The following is a 14,004-nucleotide window of genomic DNA, read 5'->3' as shown; positions in this document are numbered from 1 at the left end:
ATGTGAATCACGGCATGGCGGACGGGTGGGAGGACTGGGTCCGTACGGCTTCCACGTCCTCCGACCCCGAGGTGGTCCGAGGCCTGGTGCGCGAGGAGTGAGCGTCAGCCGGGGTGTGTCTGGTGGGGGTGAGTGGATGCGTCGCCCCGACGGCCGGATCCGACGTGGGGGCGAAGGAAGGTGACTGTCATGGCGATGACCACGACGGCCCAGACTCCGACGGCGACCCAAATTTCCCCACGGCCCATCGACGTCATCCACGTTTTCCCGGTTACGCGTCCCAGTTCGTGGGTGACAACCCCGTACATCCCGATCGGGAAGACCAGGTTCCACCAGCCGAACTCGTAACGCAGCGGAATCTTCTGCACCCCGTGTCGCCAAGCCCCCAGAGCCAGCAGCAGGGGGATCAGCCAACTGGCGAATGACCAGAGGACGATCGACCAACCGGTCAGGATGGCGTGGGGAAGCAGCAGGCTTTCCGGGGGCAGTTCGAGCAGCCGTGTCGCCGCGAGCACACTGATCGCCGCCGCACCCATGAAGATCCACAACGAGGTCATGAGATCCCCGGGGTTGAGCGGCCGCACGAGCAGCCTCGCCAGGACGATCCCGGCGACCAACAGGTACTGCACCAAGGCGATGGCCCAGCACACGACCGCCGCCGCCGGCAGAAGGCCTCCAGAGGTCACATGGGCGAGGGAGGCTGCCGCGACCGCTGTCGAGTCGGTGCCCACCGACCAGAGGAACCAGGTGCCGTCAACCTGGTCGAGCGAGGGGCGCCGCCGGGTGGTGGTGATCAGGGCCAGGGGAACCGCGTAGCCCAGAAGCAGCCACACGGCCGCTCCGAACGCCAGGAACGCCTCCGCGATCGCCGTGTGTCCGCTCGGGACCAGTCGTGCGGCCAGGACGTTGGGGGCGATGGCGATGGTGAGGAAGGCGAAGGAGACCGGTCCGAGGAAGGCCGCGGCGAACCGTTCCCGCCGATGCAGCAGTCCCCAGCCGTAAGCGGGCAGCAGGACGGCAAATCCCGCGAGGCCTACCCAGAGCAGTGCCGCGGAAGCGGTGCCGGCTCCATTGAGGTAGAGCGCCGTGGACACGATCCCGGTGCCCATGACGAACGAGAACGCCCCCGGGTGGAGGTTCGCCACGGCGGAGGAAAGTGTCGCCCGGCACCGGTGCGGGCGCGTGTCAGGCGCGATGTCGGACACCTGAAAGCCGTTCTCGGAGGCCAGTTGTCCGTCCGTCACCTGGCTCGTTCGACGTGAACACAGAATTCCTCGTAGCGCTGATCTTGGGAAGCGCACGTCGCGCAGGGCGGCGGTACGTCGCGGATGTGGTGCTGTCAGCCGGCCGGAGCCACGTAGGGGAAGGATGACGTGGTCGGCGCGTCCACCGCCTCCTTGCCCAGTCCGACGCTCACGGCGCTGTCCGTGGCCAGAGAGAACATGACCTCCCCCGCATTGTCGGTGAGCGCCCGGCCGTTGAACTTCGCGAAGCCGAAGACGGCGGGAGTGCCCACCGTGTACGGGAGGACGTCCGGGAGGAGCCGCTCGGCCACCTCCTGGCCGTAGACCTGAGGATCCGACGCGGTGCCGCGCGCGCCGACGACTGCGGCGACGCGGTCGGTGATCGCCTGGCTGAGGACGCGCGTGTCGTCGGCCGGTCGGGTCTGGTTCAGCAGTTCCGCGAGGTCGTCGTCGAACTGGGCGAAGATCGGCGACACCATCGGGAGTCCGCAGCGGTTGATGCGGTGCCATCCGCCGGCGTCGGTCGCCAATGCCGTCACCCCCCATGCGCCGATGTCCCTGCCGGCTGTGAAGGCGAGCAGTTCCGCGTCCGGCACCTCCAGCACGATGGAGCGCACCTTCATGCCGGAGAACAGGCTGGTGACCTCGGAGGAGTCGGGCTGGGGCAGTTCCACGTCAGTACCGTGCTGGAAGGCTTGTCCGACCGCCTCAACGACGGCCGGATTCATCCAGAACGGATCGCTGGCCCGACCGGTCCAGAGCCGCAGGCCCGCGTCGGTGCTCAGCTCCTGCCCCGTCCGGCCGGCGAGCAGTACGGTGCCGGTCGCCGAATCATCGGCCGCCTCGGCTCCGGTGAGGCGGCTCAACTCGACCGTCTGCGAGCCATCGGCATCGGGCTCACCGAAGGTCAAACGGAAGGCGAGGTCCTCGACAGCGTCGCCGGTGCTGTCGATCTTGAATTCATATCGAGCCTCGGGGTGGAACCCTTTCGGCGCGTCGGGGCCCGCGGAGTCGGAGCAGACATTCATCACCAGGACAGTTCCGCGTTCACCTCGGAACACGTACGTGTCGGAGATGTTGAGCCGGGCGTCGGCCCTGGCGGCGGGAGAATCGAGATGGTGGGACATGCGATGGCTCCAGACGCAAGCTCGGCGGCACTCAACCGGCGAAGCTGTGAGCCCTCCGCGGTATGAGGCGTCCGTAGGCCGGCTGACCGTCTCCGGCCCGGACTCAACTGCCCGCAAGCGGGCGGAGTGGACCACGGCGAGCCCCCGGCAGGCGAAATGTCGCTTTGCCCAGACTACCGCCCCTGTCGGGGGGCGCATGGGGAAGTCGGCGGGGGAGGCTCCGGACTCGTTCTTTCGCTCTTTGCCGACGCGCGGGGCGCAAGCCAGCAGGTCACCTCGGGGCCATCGGCGTGATCCTGGGCGATCGTCCCTGTGAGCATGGCGCGGTCAATTGGGCGGCCCGCTCCTCTTTCGTGAGGACAGCCGGGCTCGCCGTCGGCCGAGTCCAAAGCGGCTGACGGTCCCACCCCCTGCTATAGACGACCGGTCGTACACTTTGGTCATGGGACGCACCAGCGACGCCCGGAACAAGATCCTCACCGCCGCGCGGTCACTCATCGAACTGCGCGGCTACTCGGCCCTGGGTGTGGCCGACATCTGCAAAGCCGCCCAGGTACCGAAGGGCAGCTTCTACTACTTCTTCGAGTCCAAGGAAGCGCTTGCCCTCGCCGTTATCGACGAGCAGTGGACTGAACAGAAGCGGGCCTGGACGCGTGTCCTCGGGGACGAGACGGAACCCCTGCTGCGGCTTCGAGCCCTGTTCGAGGAGACCCAGGCCACGCAGCACGCCGGTCAGCAGAGTTGTGGCACGGTTTCGGGCTGCGTGTTCGGAAACCTCGCTCTGGAGATGAGCAACCAGGCCGAGTCCGTGCGGCAACGTCTCCAGGACATCTTCGAGGCCCAGATCGACATGGTCGAGTCGGTCGTCGCCGAGGCGCTCTCCCGCGAGGACATCGCCGTTGTGGACACCCGGGAAGCCGCACGAGCCGTGATCGCCCAACTGGAAGGCCAGGTTCTGTTCGCCAAGCTTTACAACAGCACGCAGCGCCTGGCTCCCCTGTGGGCGAACTGTCTGGCGCTGCTCGGCGCCCGCACACCCCAGAAGACCGCGATCGGCCGCGACTGACCTCGATCATCAGCGTCGGGGGGCGGCGCGCAGACCGGTCAGGCTCGGCTTCCGCCCGCCACCGGAGCGTCCTCCGGCCGGCTTACCCGCATCCCTTGCGGCATCCTCTCCACCTGCCGCGGAAATCCGATACGCAGGACGCCTGCCGCCGCCGCTGCCGCGAAAACCACCAGGGAAGCCAGCAGTAGCGCCGGTCGATAGCCGTGGTGGAGCAGTGGCGCCACGACGAGGGGGCCGAAGATCTGACCTACGGAGTATCCGGCGGTCAACAGCGGCACCGACCGGGGAAAGCGCAGGTGGGCGCCCGACGCGAGGGCCAGCGTGCTGATCCCGATGAACGTCGCGCCGAACAGGACCGCCGAGATCAGAGCGGCCGTAACTCCGCCGAACAGCGTGGGCAGCGCAATACCGACCGCTTGGACGACGAGGGCGGCGAACAACAGGCCGGGACGGGACCACCGGCGTCCGAGCCGGGCCCACAGTGCCGCCGAAGGTACCGCGGCAAGACCGACCAGGATCCAGGCACCATTGCCGATCCAGCCCGGTGAGTCCTGCTCGATCGCGGCGACCAGGAACGTACCGGCGACGATGTAACCGGTGCCCTCCAGGGTGTACGCGGCGAACAGCACGGCGAATTGACGCCCGGTACGTGCCCTTGGCTCAGGCTCTCCAGCCGTCGCTCCAGCGACTCCGGCACCCCCCGACGACGGGGACGGCGGCACGGACGGCGCGGGTGCTGCCGGTGCCGCTTCCTGCCGTAGATTCCACGCCGGCACCGCCAGAAACGTGGCGAGCGCTGCCGAGGCCCACCACGCCGCCTGCCAGCCGGCGACGGAACGGACGGCGAGGACAAGCAGCCCGGAAAGTGCGATCCCGCCTCCGACGCCGCCGAACGCCCAGCCGGACATGTGGGCGGGGCGCCCGCGCAGGTGGCTGAGCAGGGAGTTGGCCGCGATGACGAAGATCAGCGCACTGGCGACGCCGGTCACCAGCCGCAGCACGGTCCACCCCGACGTGCTCTCGGTGACGGGCATGGCCGCCAGACTGCCCACCAGCGCGACAAGGGCGGCCCGCAGGAGCGCGGGAGAGCGGACCAGGCCGGGGGCCAGGATGCCGGCGAGCGCGCCGATCAGGTAGCCGACGTAGTTGGCGGTGGCCAGATGCGCGCCCGAGCTCACGCTCAGCCTCGCCTGTACGTGCATCAGGGGGACGATGGGGGTGAAGACGAACCGGCCGACCCCCATGCCGGCGGCGAGGGCCGCAGCGGCTTGCCCCACGTGGCCCCAGGGCGACGGCGGGGTGGTAGCGCGGGCCAGGGCGCAAGAGGCATGCGAACACCGTCGCAGTGGCATGGGAAGTCCTTGGAGGGCGCAGGGCGTTGCGGGAATGGCGGTGCGGACCCGCTCAGATCGTGTGGGCCCGCCCGGCCGGCGAGCCGCGCTGGTCCGTGGCGCAGCGAGGGCCCCCGCGCGTCAGCCGAGGGCCGCGATTCCGGCCGCTCCGACCAGGGCCGGGTGTCGTCCGCCAGGGGTGGGGCGAGGAACGCGACAGCAGCCCGTCAGGCGCTGCCGTCGTTCCGTCCCGGATCGTTCGGATGGGATTCCAGCGGGGTGATGACGAAGGTCATCCACGGGCTCAGGGGCAGAGTGTCGAGCACCGTGGCCCGCAGGTCCTCCTCGTCGTCACCTCGCCAGACACCGATGCTGCGCAGCTCTCCGACGGGGCGCCACAGTCTCGCCAGGTGGCCGGTGGCCGCCAGGTCACGGGCCCGCGCGGCTTCGGCGGCGCGGCGCCGGTCGACCTCCTCCTGCGGGGTCCCGACAGGGATGGTGGTCGTGATCTCGACCAGGAATTCACGCATGGTCACTCTCCATTCGGCACGGTGTGCTGTCCGCGAAGCCGCGCATCCCTCGGAAGGGCGCATGCCGGGGGCCGCACCCACGACGTCGGCACCATCGCCGGCCACCGGCCCTCGGGCACCATGCGTCCATCGTCCGCCCACTTCAGCGCGCCCGCCACGACCGGCGTCCTTCCCGCTGATAGGCGTACCCTCCTACCGGACGTACCATGACCGGCGTGGAACTGCGTCAATTGCGGTACTTCGTCGCCGTCGCCGAGGAGTTGAACTTCGGCCGTGCCGCCGAACGTCTTCTGATCGCCGGGCCGTCCCTGTCACAGCAGATCAAGGCGCTCGAACGCGACCTCGGGGTGCGGCTGTTCGACCGGGATCGCCGCTCGGTGACCCTCACCCCAGCCGGTTCCGATCTGCTCGTTCACACACGGGCCCTGCTCCAACGTGCCGATGACCTCCAGCTCCGAGCCCGCCGGCTCTCCGGTTCGGAACCCGTCCGCCTCGGCTACGTCAACTGGATGCCGCCGGACCTGACGTCCCGTACCGCCGCAGTGGCCCAGATCCATGTCGACGCCTGGGTCGCCCCCTCGCACACCCAGGCGGCCCGGGTCGCCGACGGCAGCCTTGACCTCGCGATCTGCTGGGTGCCCACGAGCACCCTGGAGGAGTGCGGCCTGCGTGCCCGTCTCCTCGGCGCTGACCGGCTGTACGCCGTCTCCTCCGGCGATGCCACGGCGAAGGTCTCCGCCTCGCACACCGTCGTGCTCCTCGACGACGACACCACCTCCTGGTCCTCGTGGAACGCGTACGCCACAGAGCTGGCCAAGGAAACCGGAGCACGCCCGGTACGCATCTCGGACGGTGGGATCACTGGACCCGCGTTTTTCGACCATGTCCGCCGCAGTGGCACGCCCGTCATCAACTCGCCTAAGGGGCAGACAACGACGCTGCCCTCCGACCTGTGCCGGCGCGACATCGAAGGGCCTGAGATCTACTGGACCTGGTCCCTGGTGTGGCGTCGGAGCGAGGTCCGGCGCTCCGTGCTCGCGGCCGTCGACGAATTGTGCGACGTCGTCGGAGACCTCGGTATTCACGCCGCCGATGTCTGGCTGCCGGCCTGCGATCCGTACCGGCAGTAGCGTTCGCGGTCGGGGCGCCGTTCCCTCTCCCGCTGACTCGTGCCTTCGCTGAACTGGGCTGAGAGCCTGCGGCTACTACGTGAGAGGGAGCCGGTCTCGGGAGAAGGGCTGTGGACCTTTGACGGCGGCAACCGGGCGACCTACGGTCGAATTAGTCGACCGGTCGGCTACAAGTTCACCGGGCTCTCCTCGCTCCATCCCTCCCGAAGAAGGCAGTCATGAGCACTCAGGACCAGAAGGTCGCAATCATTACCGGCGCCTCACAGGGCATCGGCGCGGACCTCGCCGCCGCCTACCGCAAGCAGGGCTACGCCGTCGTCGCCACCTCACGCACCATCGCACCCACCGACGACATGGTGACGGTGCAGGGCGACATCGCCGACCCCGCCACCGCGGAGCGGGTCGTCGCCGCGGCAGTCGAGCGCTTCGGCCGTATAGACACCCTCGTCAACAACGCGGGTGTGTTCGTGGCCAAGCCGTTCACGGACTACACGCAGGAGGACTTCGACACCGTGACCGGGGTCAACGTCACCGGCTTCTTCCACATCACCCAGCTGGTCATCGGGCAGATGCTCGCGCAGGGCGGCGGCCACATCGTCAACATCACCACCAGCTTGGTCGACAACGCAGACGCCCGCGTCCCCTCCGCACTCGCCTCGCTGACCAAGGGCGGGCTGCAGTCCGCGACCAAGTCCCTCGCCATCGAGTACGCCACGCGCGGCATCCGTGTCAACGCGGTCGCGCCGGGCACCATCAAGACGCCCATGCACCCGCTGGAGAGCCACAAGACCCTGGCGAGCCTGCACCCGGTCCGGCGCATGGGCGAGTCCAGCGACATCGTCGACGCGGTGCTGTATCTGCAAAACGCCCCGTTCGTCACGGGCGAGATCCTCCACGTCGACGGCGGCATGAGCGCAGGGCACTGACACGCCGGCCGGCCCGGTTCGGGGTGCGCGGGCTCCACGCCTCGCACCCCGGGCGACACGCCGTACAGCGTTACCCCCGCACAACCGACCGGCAGGAGCACCCTGATGAACACCATGACAGACGACACTGAAGCGATCCTGCGAGACGTACTCGACCGGTGGAAGTCCGCCGTCGACGCCCACGAGCCGCAGCGGGTCGCCGCGGAATTCACCGACGACGCCCTCTTCCAGGGGCTGCACCCGTACGGGACCGGAAGGCAGGCCGTCGCCGCCTACTACGACGCACAGCCCGTGGGGATGAAGGCCGCGTACCAAATCCTGGAGACCAGACGCCACTCCGACGACCTCGTGCTGGGCTACCTGACCGTCGACTTCTCGTTCACCGACGGCCCTACGATCACCGTCTACCTGGGTGTCCTGGTGCGCCGCGTTGAGGCCCGTTGGCAGATCGCCCACTATCAGGTCTCGCGCCTCAACTGAACACCACCGGGCGGGCGTTGTTCATCAGCACATCGGCGGCCGCGGCGATCACCGCCGCGCCGAGCACTCACGAGGGGCGTTCTGTCCCGGACTGCTCGCTCACCATGTAGCGCGCATACCAGTCCGGCCAGTCAGCGTCCTCCATGCCGACACGGTCCTCGTGCTCGCCGTGCGCCGCCGCGGCCCGCCGGAGCGCGCCCGGGAGATCGCCGGCCGAGCCGAACGCCGTGGCCGCGGGGTCCAGTCGTCCCGGAAGCCGTGTGGATCTCCTGGAGAAACCAGCCGTTGCCGTCCGGATCGCTGAACGAGACGAAGGATCCGTAGCTGCCGTTGTCCGGCGCGGGACCAGGGACCCGGGCGTCCGTCCCCGCATGGTGGAAGACGCCACCGGCGTCGTGAAACACCTCGCTCGGGTCCGCGCCCCCGCGTACCAGCTCCTCGCGCGCGGCCTCGATGTCATCCACGGCCAGGTGCAGTCCGCGCGCTGAACCGGGGCTCTGTTCTGTCAGCGAGCTGCCGAAGATGACCGAGGCAGGTGATCCCGGCGGCGTGACCTGCACCACCCGGAAGCCCCCGTCGGTGGCGACGTCCGCGTCCAGCCGCCAGCCCAGCGCCGTATAGAAGGCCTTCGCGCGGTCCACGTCGGACACCGGCACCACGGCGACCTCGAATTTCATGTCCATGGGTTGTTCCTCTCGTCTCGGCGCCTGCGGGGACCAGGCATCGAACATCGATGCCGTCCGCGCCCCGGTTCGCGGAGGCCTCCGTGCCCACCGTGCTGGACGGGCCGACGCGTGCGGACGCCCGCACGCGACGAACGCCTAGGGGGCGAGGAGTTGTTGGCCACCGTCGATGTCGTACGTCGCGCCGGTGAGGGCCCCATTGACCATGACGTGCAACGCGAGCGCGGCGACGCCCTCGGGGCCGACCACCCGGCCGATGGGCAACGTCTTCCTCAACTCGACGCGTCGCGTGTCCAGTTGGCTGCCGAGGGGCGCGCCCGTGACGGCCATCCCCGGCGCCGGTCGTCGGGCCACCACTTTCACACCCGGTTTCCGTACGGTCCGCGTCCGACTCCGCGATTGCCCGCTGCGGTTACTCGCAGCGACCCCCGTCGGGACGGTGATGCAAGACACCTGCCCGCTCAAGCACGTGCCTCACGCTCTCGACGCCACCGTGAACGGGGCCGCTGTGCATCGGCCGTCGTGCTCCGCCGAAGCCACCACAGACCCCGGTTTCCGATTTCAGTCTGTCACTCGTGCGGCTGGAGGGCATCCGCGCCGCAGGCTGAGGCGCACCACCCGGCGTGAGCCGGTCACGGCCCGCGAACCATAGTGCTGTCCCTTCTGCCGACGCACAACGCACGACGCGCGCGCCTCAGGTCACGCGTCGAGCTCGCCGGCCGTCGTCTGCGACCCGGCTACTGCGCTGCCTCGAGCCCGCGCGGCGGCATCCGTTGCGGTCGCGGGGGTGACCACAAGGACAGCTCCGACACGCCTGCCGTTACCTCGCCAAGCGTGCCGGGCGCGCCAGAATCGCCCATGGACTCCACGCAAAAGGTCGCCGTCATCACCGGCGCCTCGAGAGGCATCGGGGCGGCTCTGGTCACCGCCTATCGCAGCCTCGGCTACGCGGTCACCGCCGTCGCCCGCTCCATCCCGCCGTCCGACGACCCCGACGTGCTCACCCACGCCGACGACGTGGCCTCATCCGGCGCGGGAGCGCGTATCGCCAAGGCGACGACGGACCGGTTCGGCCGCCTCGACACGCTGGTCAACTGCGCCGGAGTGTTCGTCGCCAAGCCTTTCACCGACTACACCGACGAGGACTTCTCCACCGTTGTCGGCGTCAATGTGCGGGGTTTCTTCGAAGTCACCCGCAGCGCCGTCGGCGTGATGCTCGCCCGCCAGGGCGGAGGCCACGTCGTCAATGTCTCCACGAGTCTGGTCGACAACGCCGACGCCCGGGTCACGGGGGCGCTCGCTTCGCTCACCAAGGGCGGTCTGAACGCGGTCTCCAAGTCGCTGGCCATCGAGTACGCAAAGCGGGACATCCGCGTGAACGCCGTCTCCCTCGGTGTCATCCAGACGTCGATGCACCCGACCGACCCCGGCGGGGTGCAGGCGGCGCTTCACCCGGTCGGCCGGATGGGCCAGGTGGACGACGTGGTGCGGGCCATCCTCTACCTGGAGCAGGCCCCCTTCGTCACTGGCGAGATCGCGCACGTCGACGGTGGGCAAAGCGCGGGACACTGAAACCCGGCAGCTCCGTGACGTCGAGCCTGCACGCCTGTCGGCTCCTCCCGCCGGCCTCCGCCCACACGGAAAGCCGCTCGAAGATGGACCTGCCCCGGCTCGGCCATCGCGAATGACGTGGTCGGTGGCCCCACCGCTACGGGTGGGACAGGTAAATGGCCGTGCTTCTCGCGCATCTGGGACGCCGGACCGGAGGGCGAGGGCCGGTGAGCAGACGCGTCGGGGGCCTGCGCCGCCATCGCACCGGCGCCCTCAGGAGCCCATCGCTCTCGTCGTGAGGCCGACGCCCATCACCCCCGTGGTTCGGAAGCGGGACCGGTACGCTCCGGGGGTGATCGCGAGGTTGCGGATGAAGGCTCGGCGCAGAGATTCCGCGGAGCCGAAGCCGGTGCGACGAGCCACCGAGGCCATGGGATCGTCGCTGCCCTCCAGCATCGCTTGGGCGGCTTCCATGCGGACTTGTTCGACGTAGTGAGCCGGGGTCGTCCCCAGTTCATCGCGGAACAGCCGTGTGACGTGCCGGGTGCTCACGCCCGCCCGGCGGGCCATCGCCGCCAGGGTGTGGTTGGCGGAAGGGTCCTGGGCGACCGCGTCCAGGACGCGGCGCAGCATCTCCTGGCGTGCGTGCGGGGTGCGGGTGCGGACGCTGAACTGCGACTGTCCTCCCGGCCGCTGCATGAAGACGACCATGTCCTTGGCGACCGCGCGGGCCACGTCGGCGCCATGGTGTTCCTCGACCAGGGCGAGCGACAGGTCGATGCCCGAACTGACCCCTGCTGACGTCATGACGCGGCCGTCGCGGACGAACAGGGCGTCAGTGTCCACTGTCACCCGCGGGTAACGCAGGGCCAGTTGGCCGGCGGAACGCCAGTGGGTGGTGGCCCTGCGCCCGTCCAGCAGACCGGCGGCCGCGAGGAGGAAGGCGCCGGTACACACGGAGGCGGTGCAACGGCTGCGGTCGTCGAGGGCCTTTACGGCGTCCAGCAGCGCGTCGTCCTTGACCAGGGAGGGCCACTCGGGGCCACCGGGGACCACGACCACGTCGCTCACGTAGTCGACCTGGCCGACGGCCAAGTCGACCCCGAGTCCGGTGCCCGAGGCGGTGACCACCTCGGAGCCGTCCGGGGAGGCTATGCGTACGCGGTAACGACCACCGAAGTCGTTGGCCGTCGCGAACACCTCGATCGGCCCGGTGACGTCGAGCAGCCGGACTCCCGGAAACACCAGCACCGTGACCAGGAGCGGTTTCCGGTCGGACTCCGTGTCCTTCATCGTGGACCTCCCGCGCCGATGGACGCGGTCCATTGTAGTCCGATAAATTTGAAGATTGAACTTAAGTGATCCAGAAGCGGCACGGACAGCCGGCGGTCGGTCCGCCGACGCCCGTGCGCGGCCCCGTCTCGCCCCATTCGCCGCTGACTGCCCGCTCAGAGGGCTGGGCCTCCAGGTGCCTCAGGGCCGGACCGACCCCCACCGCCGCCCGGGCGGCCGACGCCATGTCCTGAGGTGAGGGTGTCATGGCGCGTGATGACCTGGGTCAAGGGTCCGATGCCGCCCTATCTTCGATGTGCAACGGGCCGCCGGCCCCGGCGGTGACCGGCGAGTTTCCGCGGTGAGTGCCGAACGGGCGCCGGGCCACCGAGGGTGACGACTCGACAGGACGAGGTAAGGCGCTTCACATCATGACCCTGCATTCCAGCTCCACCCCTGTAGTCCCGCCTGTGGCCCGCTCAGGCACAAGGCATACCGCCCCGCGCCGGGACCGGCCGGCCGAGGCGGGCGACAAGGGGCGTACCCCCCTCAGCCCTAGCTGGTTCGCGGCCGTCATGGGCACCGGGATCGTCGCCGATGCGGCGGCCGCCCTGCCCCGCGGGCTTCCCGGACTGCGGGACGCCGCCACGGTGATCTGGGCGGGAGCCGCCCTGCTGCTGGTCGGGCTCGTCATCGGCTACGCGCGACAGCGGAAGCTGCGGGTACACGTAGCCGACCCGGTCGTCTCCCAGTTCTTCGGGGCACCGCCCATGGCCCTGCTGACCGTCGGTGCCGGCACGCTGCTCTTCGGCCCCCGGGTGATCGGGACACACGCGGCCGTGAACGTGGACTGGGTTCTGTGGTTTACCGGCACCGCGCTCGGGCTCGCGACCGCCGTCACCATTCCGTACCTGATGATCACCCGGCACCGTTTCGAACCGAACGCCGCCTTCGGCGGCTGGCTGTTGCCGGTGGTCCCGCCGATGGTGTCCGCCGCGACCGGCGCCCTGCTCGTCCCGCACGCCGCCGCCGGACAACCACGCCTGGCCATGCTGCTGAGCTGCTACGTGATGCTCGGACTCGGGGTGCTGGCCGTCCTCCTCGTGCTGGCCATGGTCTACAGCCGGCTGGTCCACCATGAGACACCCATTGGTGTCGTAGTGCCCACGGTGTGGATCGGCGTGGGCGCGCTGGACCAGGCGGTCACGGCGCTGGGCGCGCTGTCCACGGCCGCACCGAGCGCACTGCCTGGGCCGGGCGCACGGGGAGCCGAGGTCGCGGCGCTACTCGGCGGGGTCGGAATGTGGGGCTTCGCCCTGCTGTGGCTCGCGCTCGCCACGGCGCTCACCGTGCGCGAGGTGCGGCGCGGTCTGCCCTTCGCGCCCACCTGGTGGTCGTTCATCTTTCCCCTCGGCGCGTGTGTCACTGCCACGAGCGCGCTGGCGGCTCTAACGGGATCGCAGCCGTTCATCTGGGGTGCGGTCGGCCTGTACGGGCTGCTCGTCGCCGCGTGGGCTGTCGTCGGCTGGCATTCACTGCGCCACGCTGCCCGGCGCAAGGTCCAAGCCTGAAGACATGAAGAGGTACATCTAACCGCCGGCAGAGAGGCGCCAGGAGGCCCTGGCGGGGCAGACCGCGTACTGGCCGGCCGCCACACACGCTGGGACACCGACCTCGGACGCAGCAGCCCTCGGTCTGGACGAGCGCGGGGCGCGGGCGCCGCTAACCCGCTTCGGCCGCTGGAGCCCCTGCTGCTGATGGGTGAAGTCGCCCTGTACGGTGCCGAGTTGTCTTACCGTGGGCTGCGCCCACGGTCCGCCGCTCCCGATGCATCCTGAAAAGATCACCACTGTGCGACACCCCTGGGCTCAGATGCACGTGGAACGGCGGCGATTTCTGCAGCTCGAACCCTCCGCTGACGAGGATCGGTGTGGCACCGAAGAGGATGAGCGCGATGGCCTCGACAGTGGCCGTGCGGTCGACTCAGCAGAACTGCCTCGTTGCTTCCTTCCCCCGGTGGGTACAGCGGTTGGACCGTCGTAGAAGCCCCGAAGGCCGATACGACCTCGCTGGCAAGGCCGGCCCCCGCCGAAGGCTTTCCGCGACGGGGGCCGGACCGGCTGGGCCGGGGTGTGCAGCGCGTCGGGCACGCTTCAGCGGGGATAGAGGGCGCGTCCGTTGGGGCAGCTCCCGTCTTCGGGGCGTTGTCGCTCACGCCGAGCAGGTGCCAGCAGTCCCAGCACATGCGGACCTCGATGTGGTTGCAGCCGCTGAAGCAGTCCGGGTCCGAGCAGGTCTCATCGCCCGGGCACAACCTCAGAACCGCCGAAGCCGCCGGGCGTCTGACGAACAAGCTCGGTACCTACCTGCGCCCCGGCGTCCTCGTGGTCGATGAGGTCGGCTACCAGCCCCTCGAACGAGCCGAGGCAAATCTGGCTTTCCAAGTCATCTCAAAGCGCTACGAAAAGGGCCCGATCATCCTGACCTCGAACAAGACCTTCAGCAAATGGGGGCAGGTGTTCGGCGACGAGGTCCTCGCCACCGCCATCCTCGACCGCCTCCTCCATCACTGCGAAGTGATCTCCGTCCATGGTCCCAGTTACCGGCTCAAGAACCGCCTCAAGGCGATCGAGCGGGACAACGACGTGGCCTGACGCCCCACGT

13 protein-coding genes and 1 pseudogene are annotated in these 14,004 nt (G+C 69.4%); 7 read left to right on the top strand and 7 right to left on the bottom strand.

Annotated features, from left to right (window positions below):
• Positions 1-104: 104 nt before the first annotated feature.
• Together OG448_RS00180 and OG448_RS00175 are read right to left on the bottom strand one after the other, a co-directional pair.
• The gene (locus tag OG448_RS00180; protein ID WP_405550477.1) at positions 105-1,244 is read right to left on the bottom strand and encodes a tellurite resistance/C4-dicarboxylate transporter family protein; all 1,140 of its coding nucleotides are present in this window, start codon (positions 1,242-1,244) and stop codon (positions 105-107) included.
• A 95-nt stretch (positions 1,245-1,339) separates the two neighbouring features.
• Complete coding sequence (locus OG448_RS00175; protein ID WP_405550476.1) at positions 1,340-2,371, bottom strand: DUF4331 family protein; 1,032 nt, start codon at positions 2,369-2,371, stop codon at positions 1,340-1,342.
• Positions 2,372-2,813: 442 nt separating this feature from the next.
• On the opposite strand from OG448_RS00175, the gene OG448_RS00170 reads away from it, so the two are divergent.
• Positions 2,814-3,437 carry a TetR/AcrR family transcriptional regulator gene (locus OG448_RS00170; RefSeq protein WP_405550475.1) on the top strand — a complete coding sequence of 208 codons (624 nt, stop codon included), beginning with the start codon at positions 2,814-2,816 and terminating at the stop codon, positions 3,435-3,437.
• A gap of 38 nt (positions 3,438-3,475) precedes the next feature.
• On the opposite strand, the gene OG448_RS00165 is transcribed toward OG448_RS00170, so the two are convergent.
• Together OG448_RS00165 and OG448_RS00160 are read right to left on the bottom strand one after the other, a co-directional pair.
• Complete coding sequence (locus tag OG448_RS00165) at positions 3,476-4,681, bottom strand: YbfB/YjiJ family MFS transporter (RefSeq protein WP_405558610.1); 1,206 nt, start codon at positions 4,679-4,681, stop codon at positions 3,476-3,478.
• Between the two features lie 314 nt (positions 4,682-4,995).
• Positions 4,996-5,298 (bottom strand): muconolactone Delta-isomerase family protein, encoded by a 303-nt coding sequence (locus tag OG448_RS00160; RefSeq protein WP_405550474.1) that lies wholly within the window; start codon positions 5,296-5,298, stop codon positions 4,996-4,998.
• 206 nt (positions 5,299-5,504) lie between these two features.
• Here OG448_RS00160 and OG448_RS00155 point away from each other — a divergent pair, with 206 nt between their 5' ends.
• The 3 genes from OG448_RS00155 (at position 5,505) to OG448_RS00145 (ending at position 7,834) form a co-directional block, all read left to right on the top strand.
• Complete coding sequence (locus tag OG448_RS00155; protein WP_405550473.1) at positions 5,505-6,428, top strand: LysR family transcriptional regulator; 924 nt, start codon at positions 5,505-5,507, stop codon at positions 6,426-6,428.
• A gap of 218 nt (positions 6,429-6,646) precedes the next feature.
• On the top strand, positions 6,647-7,354 hold the full coding sequence (locus tag OG448_RS00150) for an SDR family NAD(P)-dependent oxidoreductase (protein WP_405550472.1): 708 nt from the start codon (positions 6,647-6,649) through the stop codon (positions 7,352-7,354).
• 105 nt (positions 7,355-7,459) lie between these two features.
• Positions 7,460-7,834, top strand: coding sequence for a YybH family protein (locus OG448_RS00145; RefSeq protein WP_405550471.1), 375 nt, complete (start codon positions 7,460-7,462; stop codon positions 7,832-7,834).
• A 131-nt stretch (positions 7,835-7,965) separates the two neighbouring features.
• Here the strand turns inward: OG448_RS00145 and OG448_RS00140 are convergent, their stop codons facing one another.
• Positions 7,966-8,517, bottom strand: coding sequence for a VOC family protein (locus OG448_RS00140; protein WP_405550469.1), 552 nt, complete (start codon positions 8,515-8,517; stop codon positions 7,966-7,968).
• A 138-nt stretch (positions 8,518-8,655) separates the two neighbouring features.
• Positions 8,656-8,871 (bottom strand): hypothetical protein, encoded by a 216-nt coding sequence (locus tag OG448_RS00135; RefSeq protein WP_405550468.1) that lies wholly within the window; start codon positions 8,869-8,871, stop codon positions 8,656-8,658.
• A 504-nt stretch (positions 8,872-9,375) separates the two neighbouring features.
• Here OG448_RS00135 and OG448_RS00130 point away from each other — a divergent pair.
• Positions 9,376-10,089 (top strand): SDR family NAD(P)-dependent oxidoreductase, encoded by a 714-nt coding sequence (locus OG448_RS00130; RefSeq protein ID WP_405550467.1) that lies wholly within the window; start codon positions 9,376-9,378, stop codon positions 10,087-10,089.
• Positions 10,090-10,341: 252 nt separating this feature from the next.
• On the opposite strand, the gene OG448_RS00125 is transcribed toward OG448_RS00130, so the two are convergent.
• A complete protein-coding gene (locus OG448_RS00125; RefSeq protein ID WP_405550466.1) occupies positions 10,342-11,361 on the bottom strand; it encodes a GlxA family transcriptional regulator in 1,020 nt (339 codons plus the stop codon).
• A gap of 554 nt (positions 11,362-11,915) precedes the next feature.
• Here OG448_RS00125 and OG448_RS00120 point away from each other — a divergent pair.
• Together OG448_RS00120 and OG448_RS00115 are read left to right on the top strand one after the other, a co-directional pair.
• On the top strand, positions 11,916-12,911 hold the full coding sequence (locus OG448_RS00120; RefSeq protein WP_405550465.1) for a TDT family transporter: 996 nt from the start codon (positions 11,916-11,918) through the stop codon (positions 12,909-12,911).
• A gap of 741 nt (positions 12,912-13,652) precedes the next feature.
• Positions 13,653-13,994: pseudogene (locus OG448_RS00115) on the top strand (ATP-binding protein); the annotation flags it as partial.
• Positions 13,995-14,004 lie beyond the last annotated feature (10 nt).

Source organism: Streptomyces sp. NBC_01171, from assembly GCF_045039805.1.
Lineage (GTDB): Bacteria > Actinomycetota > Actinomycetes > Streptomycetales > Streptomycetaceae > Streptomyces.
Note: the sequence above shows the minus strand (reverse complement) of the source record. Positions and strands in the feature narration are given on the sequence as shown.

Coding starts and splice junctions, on each gene's coding strand:
- OG448_RS00175 (WP_405550476.1), bottom strand. CDS start 2,371: ATGTCCCACCATCTCGATTCTCCCGCCGCCAGGGCCGACGCCCGGCTC.
- OG448_RS00170 (WP_405550475.1), top strand. CDS start 2,814: ATGGGACGCACCAGCGACGCCCGGAACAAGATCCTCACCGCCGCGCGG.
- OG448_RS00165 (WP_405558610.1), bottom strand. CDS start 4,681: ATGGGGGTCGGCCGGTTCGTCTTCACCCCCATCGTCCCCCTGATGCAC.
- OG448_RS00160 (WP_405550474.1), bottom strand. CDS start 5,298: ATGCGTGAATTCCTGGTCGAGATCACGACCACCATCCCTGTCGGGACC.
- OG448_RS00155 (WP_405550473.1), top strand. CDS start 5,505: ATGACCGGCGTGGAACTGCGTCAATTGCGGTACTTCGTCGCCGTCGCC.
- OG448_RS00150 (WP_405550472.1), top strand. CDS start 6,647: ATGAGCACTCAGGACCAGAAGGTCGCAATCATTACCGGCGCCTCACAG.
- OG448_RS00145 (WP_405550471.1), top strand. CDS start 7,460: ATGAACACCATGACAGACGACACTGAAGCGATCCTGCGAGACGTACTC.
- OG448_RS00140 (WP_405550469.1), bottom strand. CDS start 8,517: ATGGACATGAAATTCGAGGTCGCCGTGGTGCCGGTGTCCGACGTGGAC.
- OG448_RS00130 (WP_405550467.1), top strand. CDS start 9,376: ATGGACTCCACGCAAAAGGTCGCCGTCATCACCGGCGCCTCGAGAGGC.
- OG448_RS00125 (WP_405550466.1), bottom strand. CDS start 11,361: ATGAAGGACACGGAGTCCGACCGGAAACCGCTCCTGGTCACGGTGCTG.
- OG448_RS00120 (WP_405550465.1), top strand. CDS start 11,916: ATGGGCACCGGGATCGTCGCCGATGCGGCGGCCGCCCTGCCCCGCGGG.